Here is a 15,940-nt window from a genome sequence, read left to right as displayed (position 1 = left end):
TTTAAGTGAGCGTGAAATTGCGGTTGAGAATCACGTAACACAGGATTATTCAGCGCATCAAACAGTTAGCGTTCTATAATGGAGTGGGTAAATGTACAGAGCACGTTGTGTGGAAATGAGGAGTATTGCCGATGCGATTCGCTGTTAAACCCTGGCTTGCGCGGATTTGGCATGCACCCGATAATTTCCGGTTGATGGATCCACTTCCGGTGATGCACCGCCGTGGCATTATTATTGCGGCAATCGTGATTGTCCTCGGTTTCCTGTGGCCGACACCTGATGACCCTATTGAGCCAGTTACGCGCGATGCGCAGCTTTCCATTGAGTCGCAATCCCCAATTCGTGCCCACTTAGTCAACCCGCCAGAAAACTCTGCCCCCGTCGAACCGTCACGTGTGGAAGAACAACCACAGGCAGAAACGCAAGCTCCTGTGCCGCATGAGAATAACGATATTGACCAGCAATGGCGTTCGTACCGCGTCGAGTCAGGGCAAACCATGGCGCAGTTGTTCCGCGATCATAATTTACCGCCCGCTGATGTTTATTCGATGGCGCAGGTAGAAGGCAGCAACAAACCGCTGAGTACTTTGCAAACCGGGCAAATGGTGCAGATTCGCCAGAATGCGAATGGTGTGGTGACGGGACTGACAATTGATATTGGTAACGATCAGCAGGTGCTATTTACAAGACAGCCTGATGGTAGTTTTGTGCGTGCTCGTTAGCACTTAATTCTCTTTACTCTAAATAATTCTAGTTGCAGGTAGGCAGTGAAAGAATGCAACCAACTCCTCTGCTGCTTGAAGTATGACGAGTAAATGCAAAACGCCGGCACTAGGCCGGCGTCTTAACGTAACTACATCAGCGTAAATTACGCTTCAGCAACAACGTTTACAGTCAGTTTAGCGAATACATCGCTGTGAACCTGGAAGTCCACTTCGTGCTCACCAGTGGTACGCAGAACGCCGTTCGGTAAACGAACTTCGCTCTTAGCCACTTCAACGCCAGCTGCAGTTACAGCGTCAGCGATGTCGCGGGTACCAATGGAACCGAACAGTTTACCTTCGTCGCCAGCTTTAGACGCGATAGTAACAGTTTCGAGTGCGTTGATCTTCGCAGCGCGAGCTTCAGCAGCAGCCAGAACGTCAGCTAATTTAGCTTCCAGTTCTGCACGGCGTGCTTCGAAGAATTCAACGTTTTTCTTGGTAGCAGGAACAGCTTTACCCTGTGGTACCAGGAAGTTACGAGCATAACCCGCTTTAACGTTAACCTGATCACCCAGGCTACCCAGGTTTGCTACTTTATCAAGCAGAATAACTTGCATTACCTTATCCTCTCAAAGTCATTAATGGACAGTGGCCGATTACTGATGACGATCAGTATATGGCAACAAAGAAAGGTAACGAGCGCGCTTGATGCAGCGAGCCAACTGACGCTGGTATTTTGCACGAGTACCGGTAATACGGCTCGGGACAATTTTACCACTTTCAGTGATGTAGTTTTTCAGTGTAGCGATATCTTTATAATCAATCTCTACAACGCCTTCCGCTGTGAAACGGCAGAACTTGCGACGACGGAAATAACGTGCCATTAGGCTAGTCTCCAGAATCTATCAAATCAATCTGCTCGGCATGCAATACCACTTTATTCAGACCATTTTTTGCCTGATGGCAACTAATGAAACCTTGAACTGTGAGTACCGTGCCGACCGTTATACTTTGAGTAATGGCTGAGTGTGCGTGCCCGCTAATAATAACTGGCATACGGCACCATGCCTGCCGATCTAAACCGGCTTCCTTTTGCACAGAACGGTGCTCAAGCACGAACTGGCAATGAGGAATTCCTGACGGGCTGACCTTGCGAAGAGGCGTCTTGCACACTGTGCCAGACAACACCAGGCGGTTGGCCGTCATTGGAAATTACTCTTCAGAATCCCCAGCATCTGCATCATCAGCAGTTTCGCTAGCGAAGTCATCGCGACGATCACGACGTTCGTCTTTAGCTTTAACCATTGGTGAAGCTTCGGTTACAGCGTGTTTAGTACGCATAACCATGCTACGGATAACGGCGTCGTTGAAGCGGAAGTTAGTTTCCAGCTCATCGATCACTTCCTGCGGAGCTTCAACGTTCATCAGAACGTAGTGCGCTTTGTGCAGTTTGTTGATCGGGTAAGCCAGTTGACGGCGGCCCCAGTCTTCCAGACGGTGGATCGTACCTTCTGCTGCAGTGATTGCAGTAGTGTAACGTTCGATCATACCCGGAACCTGTTCGCTCTGGTCAGGATGGACCATAAAAACGATTTCGTAATGACGCATCGAATTGCTCCTTACGGATTATTCAGCCTCCTGTCAGGGTCAGCCGCGGCCCATGGAAGCAAGGAACGTGTTTATAAAGGCGGCTGAAAAATTGACGCGTAATCATACAAGCGGAGCCCAGCAAACTCAAGGTTATATAGAAATTAATTCTTTTGCATGAAGGCTAATTTTCTAACAAGCGCTAACTCAGTGAAATCTATGACTTTGGCCTGGATCACTTAAAATTTTTGACCAACACCATCAGAAATGGTCGCTTTTTATCCAACTTTAAGGGTTTACACTTATTGTCATAGGCCGCCACTATTTATTAACAGGAGCGACGACCGCAGCTGACACATTAAGTTGTAGTGGAGCGGATTATGAAAATTACAGTTTTTGCCTTTCTGGCGGCGCTTTTGCTTAGTTCAAATGCAGCTGCAGCGATCAAGATTGATGGTCGCCAGGCACAAAATATGGATGATGTGATGAGCCTTGGGGTTATTTATATCAACCACAACTTCGCGACAGAACAGGAAGCTGAAGTTGCTATCCATGAGGATGCAGATCAGCACAATGCAAAGTATTACCACACAATTTTGATGAGAGAGCCCGGTAGTAACGGCAATATGCGTGTAAGTGCTGACATCTACCGGTAGCAGAATGCAATGAGGTAATGAAGTAAAGGCGTTAACACCAGGAATACCACAACGACATAGAAAGCCAACGTTTGACTTGCCCCCGCTTGCGGGGGCTTTTTTATACATCTAATTACAGGTGTTCGCTAAAAAATCGGCTGGTCGCCTCAAGCGCCGTTGGGGTAATACGGTGTTTTACGCCCGCTTCGCGCAAGCAGATCATCTGTTTATCCAGTCCCTTCTCGATAAGGGCTTGTTGCAAACGCCAAGTTTCTGCTGCCGGAACCACATCATCTTCCTCGCCATGCCATAGCAAAAGTGGCCGATTGCCGATGTTTTCCAACTGATGGTTAATGTCATAACCAGCAAGCGCATTTAGCGATTCAATTTCCTCAGTCCTTGGTGGGAATAACGAATGTCCAAGCGACATAAAATATCCTGACCCCATCAAAGACGCCACACAGCATACTTGCGGATAGCGCGCCATAATACCAAGAGCCGTCATGCCTCCCATTGAAGCACCGCCCACAGCAACTCGTCGCTCATCTACGGGATAGCGTTCAAATAAAGCCTGATAAAGCGGCGAAAACTCATCAATATTGTGTTTAAGAATCGACCAGAATTGATACAACCGCGCGGTGTCATCACCATTAAATCGCGCACCGTGTTGATCGGCATCGGGCATAATCACGCGCATTCCAGCCTGAGCAAGAGCGACCGCAAAGTAACTGTAAACTAATTTTGATGATGTAAAACCATGATAGAAAAATACCACCGGGAGTTTGCTTTCTTTTTTTCCGGCAGGTACAGCGTGGAGAACTTCAATGCCCGCAAGCTGTTCAGTATATAATTCAATCATGATATTAGCCCTGTGTCGGTGTGATATATCCTTTGTATGTCAGCGTCCTATGGATGGCAAGTCATTGATGGGTTGTGATTATTCTTCACTATGAGATCTGCTTAGCGATTTTCATTCGAAAGTGATTAAAAAGCGCGGGGAAGCTAACAAAATGGGAACATTCCCTCTTCTCAGATAAAAACCGGGGCTACAATATGGCTATTAAGAGACGAGAAACGATCATGCGATTGCTATTAGCTGTGTTGCTTGCGACCACGCTCAGTGCCTGTAGCGTGCTACAAGGAACACCAGAACCAGCGCCGCCTGCAACCGGAGTCCCTCAGGAAATCCAGCGTTATCAAACGCAGGGTTTGACCAAAATAGGGACAGTGACAGCACTTGAGCACGGCTCTCCAATGGACGCAGAAAGAGCGTTAGAAGAGAAAGCTGTTGCAGCCAAAGCGGATTACTACGTCATTTTGTTAAACGATGAGACGGTAGTGCCAGGTCAGTGGTATGCCCAGGCCATTTTGTACCGCAAGTAATTTAGCGCTGTGTTTAATTTATGCATATTTACATAGCTTTGCGTCAACTGATCGTTTGTTATGCACAATGAACCTCAGCCAACGGACAGGTCTGGAGTTCATCCACGCGAAGGAATGCCCTGCTGATTTAGGGTAAGTATTAAAGGAGTAAATTATGAAACGATCGCTTGCCTTAACCTCATTGCTGCTGTCTGTAGGGCTAATCACCACGTCGGCACAATCGGCAGAAGATGTTGCCGCAGATTGTGTGACAGGCTTGAATGAAATCGGCATGATTTCAGTAAATGGTATTGCCGGTAGCGTGCAAGATGTGGAAAAAGTCATCGCTCTGAAGGCTGACGAACATGGAGCATCATACTATCGCATCGTTAAAATGCAGGAAAACCAGCTTGCTGAAGGCTGGCGTGTACAAGCCATTATTTATGCATAAATTAGCCAGCGGCCATTAATACCCCCCCTTATGGCGCTGGCTTTTTGTTCTATCCTGCGCGCCCTGTCGCTCTGAGCAGGACATCAATAAGTACCTGATTCGGTAAAACACTTTCCCCCCGCGAGTCCAGCATCATACGGCACCAGGCTTCACCTGAAGGTGGAGAGAGATGCTGTAAAACCTGGGTACCTGTCGCCAGAAGAGCCAGCATTCGAGCAACTTCCCTGCCCCATTCCTCTTGTGGCTTATGAAGTCGCTGTTGCAACTGCCGCCAGCTACGATCGAAATGCCGGTTTTGCCCTTTAACTTCGTCAAACTCCGCATGCAACATCTCCATCACACCGGGGTGTTTGGCCAGAACACGTAACACATCAAGGCTCATGATATTGCCCGATCCTTCCCAGATACTATTCACCGGCATTTCACGGTAAATACGTGGCAACTCGCTCTCTTCACAATAACCAGTTCCCCCAAGCACTTCCATCGCCTCCGCAACAAATGGGATTCCTGCTTTGCAGATGCTGAACTTGGCTGCAGGCGTAAACAGACGGCTATAAGCCAACTCATGCGAATTACCGGGTGATTCCCAGGCGCGGGCCAGACGAAAAAGAAACGCCGTTTGCCCTTCAAGTTGCAAAGCCATACGCCCAAGAACCTGGCGCATAATCGGGAGGTCGATCAGTGTTTTGCCGAATGCCTGACGTTGGTGTGCGTGATATAACGCGACAGAGAGCGCACGGCGCATCAGGCCATGACTGCCAAGCGCGCAATCAAAACGGGTATAGCCACCCATTTTCAAAATCGAACGAACGCCTTCCCCCTCTTCACCGATAAGCCACGCCGTAGCATCGCAAAACTCAACCTCACTGCTCGCATTTGAACGATTCCCGAGCTTGTCTTTCAATCGTTCAAAACGAACCTGGTTACGCTGCCCATCGGGTAAGAACCGCGGCAAGAAGAAACAAGAAAGACCGCCTTTCGCCTGCGCCAGAATCAAATGTGCGTCGCTTTGTGGAACGGAGAAAAACCATTTGTGGCCGACTATACGATACATTTCACCCGGGCCACGTTTGTCGATGGCCTCAGCCCGTGTGGTGTTGCTGAGCACATCCGAACCGCCTTGTTTCTCGGTCATCCCCATGCCAATCAACAGGCCACGTTTTTGAGCGCCAGGTGAGAGGTGCGCATCATAACGATCGCTGAGTAGCGGCTTCAGCCACGGCTGAAACTCTTTGGGTAGATACTTAAGCAAGAGAGGAATGGCACCAAATGTCATAGTGATGGGGCATAACGTGCCCGCTTCCACCTGCGCGTGCTGAACAAAGCGCGCGGCTCTTGCCACAAATGAGCCCTGCCTCGCATCTTCCTGCCACGGCAAATTATGAACCCGATTGGCACACAACCCCTGCATCAGTAAATGCCAGGCAGGGTAAAAACGCACATCATCGAGTCGCTCACCACTGGAATCATAGCGAAGTAATTCAGGTGGATTGGCATTCGCCAGGCGGCCGAGCTCCAGCGATTCAGCCGAACCCAGTTGTTGGCCGATACTTGCCAGAAGTTCCGCATCCCAGCCAGCCCCTTCACGAGCTACAGCCTCGGTTAACGAGATATCAGAAAGAAAAAGGTTACTGTTGTTGAGGGGTATTGGTTGGTTGAAAACGGTATGAGTTTGCCAGCGCATCGTGTTCCCTCCTGTAATGGCAATGCCATTAGTATGGACGGTGACAGCGCTTATGCATGGAGAGGGATCACAAAGCGGGGTGCGAAAGCACCCCACAAGGATTTAACTGCGTTGACGCACAGCTTCGAACAGACAAATACCGGTAGCAACGGAGACGTTGAGGGAAGAAACGGTTCCAGCCATTGGGATGCTAATTAGCTCATCGCAATGCTCACGTGTCAGTCGACGCATACCTTCACCTTCAGCGCCCATCACCAGCGCCATCGGGCCAGTCATTTTGCTCTGGAACAAAGTGTGGTCTGCTTCACCTGCAGTACCGACGATCCAAACGTTCGATTCCTGCAATAAACGCATAGTTCGAGCCAGGTTGGTCACACTGATAAGCGGAACATGCTCAGCGGCACCACAGGCCACTTTCTTGGCAGTCGCATTCAGTTGTGCAGACCTGTCTTTCGGTACGATAACCGCATGCACACCGGCAGCATCTGCGCTACGCAGGCAGGCACCGAGGTTGTGAGGGTCGGTAACGCCATCCAGAATCAGCAAGAATGGCTGTTCCAGGCTTGCAAGCAAGTCCGGAAGATCATTTTCCTGATACTGACGACCCGGCTTCACGCGAGCAATAATGCCCTGGTGCACGGCGCCTTCAGATTTTTCATCCAGCCATTGGCGGTTTGCCATTTGAACCGGCACACCCTGGGCTTCCAGCGCATGAATTAAAGGCATCAGACGTTTGTCTTCACGGCCTTTAAGAATAAAGACTTCCCGAAAACGCTGAGGGGCGTTATCAAGTAGCGCCTGGACGGCGTGAATGCCGTAAATCATTTCACTCATTACTGTTACTCATTTCAGGTGCTGATGCACCAGTGTTAATTTGCTCGTAAATGTCAGATGTCGCTTACGCTAATCCGACTTACGAAAAGCAGTTTCAGGGGGGATGACAAAGTACCATCCCCCCTTCAAGGCTAGCTCGGTTGCTTTTTCGCTGCCCGTTTAGCTTTCGTGGCTGCCGCTATTTTACGAGTTTTGTCCGATGGCGTTTTGGGTTTCTTCGCCTTCGGTTCAGCGTTTTTCTCGATTTTTTTGTCGGCTTTGGCTTTCTTCGGTTTAGCTGGCCCTTTCTCTTTACGGAAAGTGCTATCTGGCTCGAAGTTGGTGCGTTTACCGCTCTGGCGACGTTTTGGTCCGTTACCATTAGCGCCTTTTTTCGCTTTGTCTTTCTCAGTTTTACCCGCACCGCGAGGTGCGCGAGTACTTGAGAGCAGAGCAAAATCAATCTTGCGCTCATCCATGTGGACGGCTTCAACGCGCACTTCTACACGGTCGCCCAGGCGATAAGTCTGACCACCAGATTCACCAATCAGGCGTTGCCCAACCTGGTCAAAGCGGTAGTAGTCGTTATCAAGCGTTGAAACGTGCACCAGACCGTCGATAAACAGATCGGTCAGGCGTACAAAGAAGCCAAAACCGGTGACGCTTGCAATAATGCCTGTAAAGGTATTACCGACCTGATCCTGCATAAAGTCGCATTTCAGCCAGTCGGCAACGTCGCGTGTTGCTTCATCGGCACGGCGTTCAGCCATAGAACAGTGCTGACCAAGTTGCAGCATCTCTTCCATGTCGTAGTGCCAGCCGCCAGACTCGGTGCTGTTGCCCTTATGGCCCTGCTCTTTCGCCAGCAGATACTTAATTGCACGGTGTAACAGCAAGTCAGGGTAACGGCGAATAGGCGAAGTAAAGTGCGCATAAGATTGCAGCGCAAGACCGAAGTGACCACGGTTTTCTGGGTCGTAAACCGCCTGTTTCATAGAACGCAGCAACATAGTTTGCAGCATTTCATGATCCGGACGATCGGCAATCGAGTTCAGCAGTTCTGCGTAATCACGCGGTTCAGGCTTCTGCCCGCCCGGCAATTCCAGACCCAACTCTGCCAGCACAGAACGGAACGCGGTGATCGCGTCGTTACTTGGGCGGTCATGATCGCGGAACAACGACGGCTCGTTATGCTTTTCAACAAAACGAGCGGCTGCAATATTCGCGAGGATCATGCACTCTTCGATTAGCTTGTGCGCATCGTTACGCACAGTTTGCTCAACACGCTCAATGCGGCGTTCCGCGTTGAAGATAAACTTCGCCTCTTCACTTTCGAACGAGATGCCACCACGCTCGGCGCGGGAAACATCCAGCACTTTATACAGATTGTGCAGCTCTTCGATGTGCTTAACCAGCGGTGCATACTGCTCACGCAGTTCCTGATCGCCCTGCAACATGTGCCACACTTTGGTGTAGGTCAGACGTGCATGGGAGCTCATTACCGCTTCGTAGAATTTAGAACCTGTCAGGCGACCCGTTGCCGAGATAGTCATTTCGCAGACCATACACAGACGGTCAACCTGTGGATTGAGCGAGCACAGGCCGTTGGACAGAACTTCCGGCAGCATCGGGATAACCTGCGACGGGAAGTAAACTGACGTGCCGCGGTTACGCGCTTCTTTATCCAGTGCGGTTGGCGGGCGAACGTAATAACTTACGTCAGCAATCGCAACCCACAAGCGCCAGCCCCCACCACGTTTTTTCTCACAGAATACGGCGTCATCAAAGTCACGCGCATCTTCGCCATCGATGGTCATGAGTGGCAGGTCACGCAAATCTACGCGGCCGACTTTGGCCTCTTCCGGCACTTGTTCCTTCAGGGAAGCAACCTGAGCTTCAACTTCTGGTGGCCAGATGTATGGGATTTCATGGGTGCGCAGCGCCATATCGACGGCCATGCCGGTGCCCATGTTGTCGCCAAGCAGCTCGACAATTTTACCCACAGCCTTGGTGCGGCGAGTTGGGCGCTGGGTCAGTTCAACGACCACCACAAAGCCCATACGCGCGCCCATCACACCTTCCGGCGGGATAAGGATATCGAAGCTTAGACGGCTGTCGTCTGGCACTACGAAACTGATACCAGCATCGGTAAAATAGCGACCCACAATTTGCCCGGTTCTTGGCTCCAGCACACGCACAATACGCGCTTCGCGACGGCCTTTACGGTCGGCACCCAGCGGCTGCGCCAGCACGATATCGCCATGCATACACATTTTCATCTGTTCAGATGAAAGGTAGAGATCGTCTTTACGACCTTCTACACGCAGGAAACCAAAGCCATCGCGGTGGCCAATGACTTTGCCTTTTAGCAAATCAAGACGTTCTGGAAGGGCGTAGCACTGGCGACGGGTAAAGACCAACTGTCCATCGCGTTCCATGGCTCGCAGACGGCGACGCAGCGCTTCAAGTTGTTCTTCACCAGTAATATTCAGTTCTTCAGCCAGTTCGTCACGATTGGCTGGTTTTTCACGTTTGGAGAGATGGGCGAGAATAAACTCCCGGCTTGGGATCGGGTTTTCGTATTTTTCGGCTTCTCGTTCCTGAAAAGGATCTTTTGACATTGCGGTTCCTCCGTTGTCATTTGCTGAGGAAATCGTGATTTATTCCACCAGCAATAATTTGTAGAGCGGTTGGTTTTGGTCCACCAAATCGGCCAGCGTGTGCTTATCCAGCTCTGTTAGAAAGCTTTGCACCGCCTGAGCCAGTGCCTGTTTGAGGCGACATGCGGGGGTAATATGACAAAACTCACTGCTACAGTTCACCAAAGATAGCGGTTCCAGCTCGCGCACCACATCACCCACACGAATTGTTTGCGCAGGTTTGCCGAGGCGAATACCACCGTTTTTGCCGCGCACTGCTGTCACATAGCCCGCGCGACTGAGTTGATTGATGATTTTCACCATGTGGTTACGTGATACTCCGTACACTTCTGTTACCTCAGAAATGCTCGTCATTTTGCCTTCTGGCAAAGACGCCATATAAATCAAAGCACGTAAACCGTAATCAGTAAAACTCGTTAACTGCACATCAACCTCTTAGGTGGGAGGGGAAACGCTTTTCATAAGCGAATACTCAATACCCTAAATAATTCAAGTTATGGATAGGCGGCAAGGGAGCAAATCCCCATGAGCTTACTTCAGTAAGTGACTGGGGTTTGTGAGTGCAGCCAACACCTCCACAGCTTGAAGTATGACGGGTAGATATATTGATGATAAACCAGCCATATGGTTGCCAGCTAATTTATTTAACGGGGAAGGTAGATAAAACGGCAGGATAAAACAGTTGGGGTGCGCTAAGCACACCCCATCACATCATTATGCGTCGAACGGATCGCGCAGAATCATGGTTTCAGAACGGTCTGGACCGGTAGAGATAATGTCTACTGGTACTTCAGTCAGTTCTTCAATACGCTTGATGTAATCCAGCGCTGCTTGCGGCAAACCACTACGTTCTTTCACGCCGAAGGTCGTTTCGGACCAGCCTGGCATGGTTTCGTAGATTGGCTCGATACCTTCCCAATCGTCAGCAGCCATTGGAGTGGTAGTCACTTCACGGCCATCTGGCAGACGGTAGCCTACGCACAGTTTAACCTCTTTCAGGCCGTCCAGTACGTCCAGCTTGGTCAGGCAGAAACCTGACAGGGAGTTGATCTGCACTGCACGACGCACAGCAACGATATCCAACCAACCTGTACGACGACGACGACCAGTGGTCGCACCAAACTCGTTACCTTGTTTGCACAGGAACTCGCCGATATCATCAAACAATTCAGTTGGGAACGGACCTGCGCCAACACGAGTAGAGTACGCTTTGATAATACCGAGAACGTAATCAACATAACGTGGACCAATGCCGGAACCTGTTGCCACGCCACCCGCGGTGGTGTTGGAAGAGGTCACGTACGGATAGGTACCGTGATCGATGTCCAGCAGTGTGCCTTGAGCACCTTCGAACATGATGAAGTCGCCGCGCTTACGTGCCTGATCCAGCAGATCGGACACATCAACTACCATGCTGGTCAGAATGTCAGCAACCGCCATGACATCGTCCAGAACTTTCTGGTAGTCAACCGCTTCAACTTTATAGAAGTTAACCAGTTGGAAGTTATGGTATTCCAGAACTTCTTTCAGCTTAGTGGCAAAGGTGGCTTTGTCGAACAGGTCGCCAACGCGCAGGCCGCGACGGGCCACTTTGTCTTCATACGCAGGGCCGATACCACGACCGGTAGTACCGATAGCTTTAGCACCACGCGCCTTCTCACGAGCCACATCCAGCGCTACGTGATAATCAAGGATCAGCGGACATGCTTCAGATAACAGCAGGCGCTCACGTACCGGAATCCCACGGTCTTCCAGCTCTTTCATCTCTTTCATCAGTGCAGCAGGAGACAGCACAACGCCATTACCGATGATGCTGGTAACGTTATCACGCAGAATACCTGATGGAATAAGATGAAGAACGGTTTTTTCACCGTTGATTACGAGAGTATGGCCTGCGTTGTGACCGCCCTGGTAGCGCACAACATATTTAGCCCGTTCAGTCAGAAGATCTACGATCTTTCCTTTACCTTCGTCACCCCATTGGGTGCCCAGTACGACGACGTTGTTACCCATTTTTCAAAATCACCGTTTGCTTAAAAAAGGATTCTACCATCGGTTTCCTCGATGATCAGCCCTTTTAGTATACAAAATGGTAATCATCTACCTCAATGTGGCTTAGCCGCCGCTTCGACTCAACATGTAGTAGACAACAACACCTGCAACCACTAGTCCACCGCCAAAACGACGTAGCGTGTTGTCGGGTAATTGGATTAAAGCGGCAATCATACGACGCCACATACGCGGATAAAGCATCGGTCCGAGTCCTTCGAGCACTAATACCAGTGCTAATGCCATCCAGATTGTCGAATTCATAATTTCCTCTAACACCCATAAAAAAAGAGCCGGTCAGACCGGCTCTTGATAAAACGCTTGCGAATATTAACGTGAACTGTTCGCTGGTGTTTTCATATAGCGGAAGAAATCGCTATCCGGGCTTAACACCATAACGTCCTGACCAGAATTGAAGCTCGCCTCGTAAGCACGCAGGCTACGAATGAAGGCATAGAAATCTGGATCCTGGCTGAATGCATCAGCAAACAGTTTGGCAGCTTCTGCATCGCCTTCACCACGGCTGATTCGGCCCATACGCTCGGCTTCTGCCAGAGTACGAGTCACTTCGTAGTCGGCGGTAGCACGCAGCTTCTCAGCCTCTTCCTGACCTTGTGAACGGTGGCGACGAGCAACCGCTTCACGCTCTGCGCGCATACGGTTGTAGATAGCCTCAGAAACTTCAGCTGGCAGGTTGATTTGCTTGATACGCACATCGACCACTTCAATACCCAGCGCTGCCATACTGTTCGGGTTAACCACTGGCACTTTACCTTTGGTTTCCGCCGTTACACGCGCAGCTGCTGATGCAATCGCATCGTCAGCAGCAGGTGTAGACACTTCATCGTCTGTACCTGCAGAACCAGAGTTAAGCGCATCACGAACGTCCAGAGTCAGACGGCCACGAGAATCGGTCACAATGTCTTTCACATCAAGACGACCAATTTCAGAACGCAGACGGTCACTGAACTTACGCTTTAACAGCACTTCAGCTTGAGAAACGTCACCACCACCGGTTGCCAGGTAGTAGCGGCTGAAATCACTGATACGCCATTTGATATAGGAATCGACGATCAGATCTTTCTTCTCTTTGGTTACAAAGCGATCGGCCTGGTTATCCATAGTCTGAATACGTGCATCAAGGGTTTTAACCGACTCGATAAACGGTACTTTGAAATGCAGACCTGGCTCGTAGACCACCGGCTTGTTTTCATCATCACGCAACACTTTACCGAAACGTAACGTAATTCCGCGCTCACCTTCCTGTACCACGAAGACCGAGGTAAACAGCACTACCAGCACGATGATAATTAAAGCAATGACTGACTTACGCATCGTTATTCACTCCCTACGCGCTGGTTATCAGTGCGCTGTGCGTCGGCACGGCGCTGATCCATGATATCGCCCCGGCTTGACGAGGACGGTGTGCTGGCGCTGCCGCTGCTTGAGCTGGATGCAGGTGGCAGACGCAACAAGTTGTTCGCACCACTCGTATCGCTCTTCGCCGCAGGCTGTGAACCACCTTTAAGCATCTGATCCAGAGGAAGCACCATCAGGTTGCCACCTTTGTCGTTAACCAGAACTTTACGGGTATGGCTAAGCACTTTTTCCATGGTTTCGATATACAGACGCTCACGGGTAATTTCCGGCGCAGCCTTGTATTCCGGCAACAATCTGGCAAAACGAGCAACTTCACCCTGAGCTTCTAACACAGTCTGTGTTTTATAAGCGCGAGCTTCTTCGAGAATACGCTGCGCCTGACCGTTAGCACGCGGCTGAACTTCGTTGGTATACGCTTCTGCTTCACGGATGTATTGCTGTTCGTTCTCACGCGCAGAAATCGCATCATCAAATGCAGCCTTCACCTCTTCCGGCGGACGAGCAGCCTGGAAGTTGACGTCCAGCAAAGTGATACCCATGTTGTATGGACGAATGGTTTCTTCCAGCTCACGCTGGGTATCGTTACGAATAATGGTACGACCCTCGGTGAGGATCTTATCCATGGTGTATTTACCAATAACACCACGCAGTGCGCTGTCGGTTGCCTGACGCAGGCTATCGTCTGCGCTGGTTACGCTAAACAGATATCGACGCGGATCGGTAACGCGATACTGAACGTTCATTTCGACGCGAACAACGTTCTCGTCGGAAGTCAGCATCACACCAGAAGCCGCCAATTCACGTACTGCCTCAACGTTTACCGCTCTGACACTATCAATGAATGTCGGTTTCCAGTTCAGACCCGGCTCAACCAAATGGCTGAATTGACCAAAACGAGTCACAACACCACGTTCAGCTTCTTTAATGGTATAGAACCCAGTTGCTGCCCAAATCACGACAGCCACGGCGGCAACGATGCCAACCATGCGGCCACCAATATGAGGACGTGGAAGTTGCGAAGAACCACCACCAGAACCGGAACCGCCGCCTTTACCGCCGCCCAGACCACCCAGTTTCTTACTTAATTTTCGGAAGATATCATCCAGATCAGGTGGCCCCTGATCCCGCCCTCCTTTGTTACCCCCAGAGTCGCCGCCAGGTTTGCTGCTTCCCCACGGGTCGCGGTCCTGTCCGTTATTACCGGGCTGATTCCACGCCATGTTTATGCTCCATATTTGTTGTGCGGTGATATCCCCCGAAGGGGAAAAAGTCTTCAGGACATTCCCTTGACTTGCTAAACGATGTAGTCAGCGAGTGCCGGTTCTTGTTTACAGAGGCGACGCCAGTCAACAATAGGCATACGAATTTGTAAGCCAACACTGCCGTCTTCCTCCATCCACTCTTTTTCTATTGCCTGAAGCTGATAAAACCGGCTCCGCAGTCGGCCTGCCTGGGGGGGTAAGCACAACGTATGCTGTGCAATTTCACCAGATAAACGCTCTGCCAAAGCCTGGAAAAGCAGTGGAACGCCGTCTCCGGTCTGGGCAGAAAGCCAGACCCGAATCGGCATATTTTCATCATCTCTGTCGATACGTGGAACGAAATCATCCAACATATCTATCTTATTCATCACCAAGAGCGTTGGAATTTCATCAGCCTCAATCTCTTCGAGAACGGCATCTACCGCGGCAATGTTTTCCTCAATCCTGAGGTCGCTTGCATCAATGACATGTAATAACAGTGTCGCCTGACGAGTTTCCTGCAAGGTTGCCTTAAACGCCGCCACTAAATCGTGTGGCAGGTGACGAATAAAACCAACTGTATCTGCCAGTATGGTTTCACCAACATCCGCGACGTTAATACGACGTAATGTTGGATCAAGTGTGGCAAACAACTTATCTGCAGCATAAACACCAGCCGCAGTTATCTGATTAAACAGGGTAGATTTGCCGGCGTTGGTGTAGCCCACCAGAGATACGGTTGGGATATCAGCCTTGGCACGTGATCTTCGCCCTTGTTCACGCTGTTTTTCGACTCGTTCTAAGCGTCCAAGGATCTGCATAATCCGATTGCGTAGTAAACGGCGGTCAGTTTCAAGCTGAGTTTCCCCAGGGCCTCGTGAACCTATCCCCCCTCCCTGACGCTCAAGGTGGGTCCAGCCGCGCACAAGGCGAGTTGCCATGTGACGTAACTGAGCCAGTTCAACCTGCAACTTACCTTCATGGGTACGCGCACGTTGAGCAAAAATATCTAAAATCAGGCCGGTTCTGTCGACGACACGACATTCACACAGCGCTTCGAGGTTACGCTCCTGAGCTGGAGACAACGCATGATCAAATAAAACGACCGATGCCCCAGTGGCTTTCACTGCATCGGCAATTTCAATTGCCTTACCTTCACCAACAAAATACTTCGGGTGAGGAGCTTTACGGCTACCAGTAACCACCTGCAATGCTTCGACGCCGGCTGAAGAGACCAGAGATTCAAACTCCTCTAGATCTTCCATGTCTTTGTCTTGCGAAAAATAGATGTGTACCAGCACCGCCTGCTCACCGGCATCATAACGGTCAAACAAGCGTATAACCTCTCAAAAAGACCAGCGGGGAACCCATCAT

Annotated in this window: 18 protein-coding genes; 4 read left to right on the top strand and 14 right to left on the bottom strand. The window is 50.3% G+C overall.

Annotated features, from left to right (window positions below):
- The first annotated feature begins 125 nt into the window (after window positions 1–125).
- Window positions 126–722, top strand: a complete 597-nt coding sequence (locus IX31_RS19385; protein WP_034461195.1) for an OapA family protein — start codon at window positions 126–128, stop codon at window positions 720–722.
- Between the two features lie 146 nt (window positions 723–868).
- On the opposite strand, the gene rplI is transcribed toward IX31_RS19385, so the two are convergent.
- Genes rplI through rpsF form a run of 4 tightly spaced genes read right to left on the bottom strand, consistent with a single transcriptional unit; the run spans window position 869 to window position 2,312 of the window.
- On the bottom strand, window positions 869–1,321 hold the full coding sequence (gene rplI / locus IX31_RS19380; protein WP_034461193.1) for a 50S ribosomal protein L9: 453 nt from the start codon (window positions 1,319–1,321) through the stop codon (window positions 869–871).
- A 39-nt stretch (window positions 1,322–1,360) separates the two neighbouring features.
- Entirely contained in the window at window positions 1,361–1,588 is a 228-nt protein-coding gene (rpsR, locus tag IX31_RS19375) for a 30S ribosomal protein S18 (protein WP_002210155.1), read from the bottom strand.
- A 4-nt stretch (window positions 1,589–1,592) separates the two neighbouring features.
- Window positions 1,593–1,910: a primosomal replication protein N gene (gene priB / locus IX31_RS19370; RefSeq protein WP_034461190.1), complete on the bottom strand. Its 318-nt coding sequence runs from the start codon at window positions 1,908–1,910 to the stop codon at window positions 1,593–1,595.
- Between the two features lie 6 nt (window positions 1,911–1,916).
- The gene (gene rpsF, locus IX31_RS19365; RefSeq protein WP_034461189.1) at window positions 1,917–2,312 is read right to left on the bottom strand and encodes a 30S ribosomal protein S6; all 396 of its coding nucleotides are present in this window, start codon (window positions 2,310–2,312) and stop codon (window positions 1,917–1,919) included.
- A gap of 359 nt (window positions 2,313–2,671) precedes the next feature.
- Between rpsF and yjfY the strand changes: the two genes are divergently transcribed.
- The gene (gene yjfY / locus IX31_RS19360) at window positions 2,672–2,947 is read left to right on the top strand and encodes a DUF1471 family protein YjfY (RefSeq protein ID WP_034461188.1); all 276 of its coding nucleotides are present in this window, start codon (window positions 2,672–2,674) and stop codon (window positions 2,945–2,947) included.
- Between the two features lie 112 nt (window positions 2,948–3,059).
- Here the strand turns inward: yjfY and yjfP are convergent, their stop codons facing one another.
- Window positions 3,060–3,785, bottom strand: coding sequence for an esterase (gene yjfP, locus IX31_RS19355; protein ID WP_034461187.1), 726 nt, complete (start codon window positions 3,783–3,785; stop codon window positions 3,060–3,062).
- Between the two features lie 194 nt (window positions 3,786–3,979).
- Between yjfP and bsmA the strand changes: the two genes are divergently transcribed.
- A complete protein-coding gene (gene bsmA / locus IX31_RS19350) occupies window positions 3,980–4,309 on the top strand; it encodes a biofilm peroxide resistance protein BsmA (protein WP_034461186.1) in 330 nt (109 codons plus the stop codon).
- A gap of 154 nt (window positions 4,310–4,463) precedes the next feature.
- Complete coding sequence (locus IX31_RS19345) at window positions 4,464–4,739, top strand: YdgH/BhsA/McbA family protein (RefSeq protein WP_034461185.1); 276 nt, start codon at window positions 4,464–4,466, stop codon at window positions 4,737–4,739.
- A gap of 49 nt (window positions 4,740–4,788) precedes the next feature.
- On the opposite strand, the gene IX31_RS19340 is transcribed toward IX31_RS19345, so the two are convergent.
- The 9 genes from IX31_RS19340 to hflX form a co-directional block, all read right to left on the bottom strand.
- Window positions 4,789–6,423: an isovaleryl-CoA dehydrogenase gene (locus tag IX31_RS19340; protein WP_034461184.1), complete on the bottom strand. Its 1,635-nt coding sequence runs from the start codon at window positions 6,421–6,423 to the stop codon at window positions 4,789–4,791.
- 102 nt (window positions 6,424–6,525) lie between these two features.
- Window positions 6,526–7,257, bottom strand: a complete 732-nt coding sequence (gene rlmB, locus IX31_RS19335; protein WP_034461183.1) for a 23S rRNA (guanosine(2251)-2'-O)-methyltransferase RlmB — start codon at window positions 7,255–7,257, stop codon at window positions 6,526–6,528.
- Window positions 7,258–7,388: 131 nt separating this feature from the next.
- On the bottom strand, window positions 7,389–9,857 hold the full coding sequence (gene rnr / locus IX31_RS19330; RefSeq protein ID WP_034461182.1) for a ribonuclease R: 2,469 nt from the start codon (window positions 9,855–9,857) through the stop codon (window positions 7,389–7,391).
- 39 nt (window positions 9,858–9,896) lie between these two features.
- The gene (gene nsrR / locus IX31_RS19325) at window positions 9,897–10,322 is read right to left on the bottom strand and encodes a nitric oxide-sensing transcriptional repressor NsrR (RefSeq protein ID WP_034461180.1); all 426 of its coding nucleotides are present in this window, start codon (window positions 10,320–10,322) and stop codon (window positions 9,897–9,899) included.
- A gap of 288 nt (window positions 10,323–10,610) precedes the next feature.
- The gene (locus tag IX31_RS19320) at window positions 10,611–11,909 is read right to left on the bottom strand and encodes an adenylosuccinate synthase (protein WP_034461178.1); all 1,299 of its coding nucleotides are present in this window, start codon (window positions 11,907–11,909) and stop codon (window positions 10,611–10,613) included.
- A gap of 102 nt (window positions 11,910–12,011) precedes the next feature.
- Window positions 12,012–12,209, bottom strand: a complete 198-nt coding sequence (locus IX31_RS19315; protein WP_034461177.1) for a DUF2065 domain-containing protein — start codon at window positions 12,207–12,209, stop codon at window positions 12,012–12,014.
- A 66-nt stretch (window positions 12,210–12,275) separates the two neighbouring features.
- A complete protein-coding gene (gene hflC / locus IX31_RS19310; RefSeq protein WP_034461175.1) occupies window positions 12,276–13,280 on the bottom strand; it encodes a protease modulator HflC in 1,005 nt (334 codons plus the stop codon).
- Window positions 13,281–13,282: 2 nt separating this feature from the next.
- Window positions 13,283–14,545 (bottom strand): FtsH protease activity modulator HflK, encoded by a 1,263-nt coding sequence (gene hflK, locus IX31_RS19305; protein WP_034461173.1) that lies wholly within the window; start codon window positions 14,543–14,545, stop codon window positions 13,283–13,285.
- Window positions 14,546–14,619: 74 nt separating this feature from the next.
- A complete protein-coding gene (gene hflX / locus IX31_RS19300; protein ID WP_034461172.1) occupies window positions 14,620–15,900 on the bottom strand; it encodes a ribosome rescue GTPase HflX in 1,281 nt (426 codons plus the stop codon).
- Window positions 15,901–15,940: the final 40 nt, after the last annotated feature.

Origin of the sequence: Buttiauxella noackiae (assembly GCF_000737905.1) — a bacterium.
In the GTDB taxonomy this organism is placed as follows: Bacteria; Pseudomonadota; Gammaproteobacteria; order Enterobacterales; family Enterobacteriaceae; genus Buttiauxella; species Buttiauxella noackiae.
The sequence above is the reverse complement of the archived record's forward strand: the minus strand, read 5'-3'. Positions and strand labels throughout refer to the sequence as shown.

Bases quoted from the DNA above. Each gene is read 5' to 3' on its own strand.
- IX31_RS19345 (WP_034461185.1), top strand. From the start codon at position 4,464: ATGAAACGATCGCTTGCCTTAACCTCATTGCTGCTGTCTGTAGGGCTA.
- yjfY (WP_034461188.1), top strand. From the start codon at position 2,672: ATGAAAATTACAGTTTTTGCCTTTCTGGCGGCGCTTTTGCTTAGTTCA.
- IX31_RS19320 (WP_034461178.1), bottom strand. From the start codon at position 11,909: ATGGGTAACAACGTCGTCGTACTGGGCACCCAATGGGGTGACGAAGGT.
- IX31_RS19340 (WP_034461184.1), bottom strand. From the start codon at position 6,423: ATGCGCTGGCAAACTCATACCGTTTTCAACCAACCAATACCCCTCAAC.
- rlmB (WP_034461183.1), bottom strand. From the start codon at position 7,257: ATGAGTGAAATGATTTACGGCATTCACGCCGTCCAGGCGCTACTTGAT.
- bsmA (WP_034461186.1), top strand. From the start codon at position 3,980: ATGGCTATTAAGAGACGAGAAACGATCATGCGATTGCTATTAGCTGTG.
- yjfP (WP_034461187.1), bottom strand. From the start codon at position 3,785: ATGATTGAATTATATACTGAACAGCTTGCGGGCATTGAAGTTCTCCAC.
- rplI (WP_034461193.1), bottom strand. From the start codon at position 1,321: ATGCAAGTTATTCTGCTTGATAAAGTAGCAAACCTGGGTAGCCTGGGT.
- hflK (WP_034461173.1), bottom strand. From the start codon at position 14,545: ATGGCGTGGAATCAGCCCGGTAATAACGGACAGGACCGCGACCCGTGG.
- IX31_RS19315 (WP_034461177.1), bottom strand. From the start codon at position 12,209: ATGAATTCGACAATCTGGATGGCATTAGCACTGGTATTAGTGCTCGAA.
- rpsR (WP_002210155.1), bottom strand. From the start codon at position 1,588: ATGGCACGTTATTTCCGTCGTCGCAAGTTCTGCCGTTTCACAGCGGAA.
- rpsF (WP_034461189.1), bottom strand. From the start codon at position 2,312: ATGCGTCATTACGAAATCGTTTTTATGGTCCATCCTGACCAGAGCGAA.
- rnr (WP_034461182.1), bottom strand. From the start codon at position 9,857: ATGTCAAAAGATCCTTTTCAGGAACGAGAAGCCGAAAAATACGAAAAC.
- hflC (WP_034461175.1), bottom strand. From the start codon at position 13,280: ATGCGTAAGTCAGTCATTGCTTTAATTATCATCGTGCTGGTAGTGCTG.
- priB (WP_034461190.1), bottom strand. From the start codon at position 1,910: ATGACGGCCAACCGCCTGGTGTTGTCTGGCACAGTGTGCAAGACGCCT.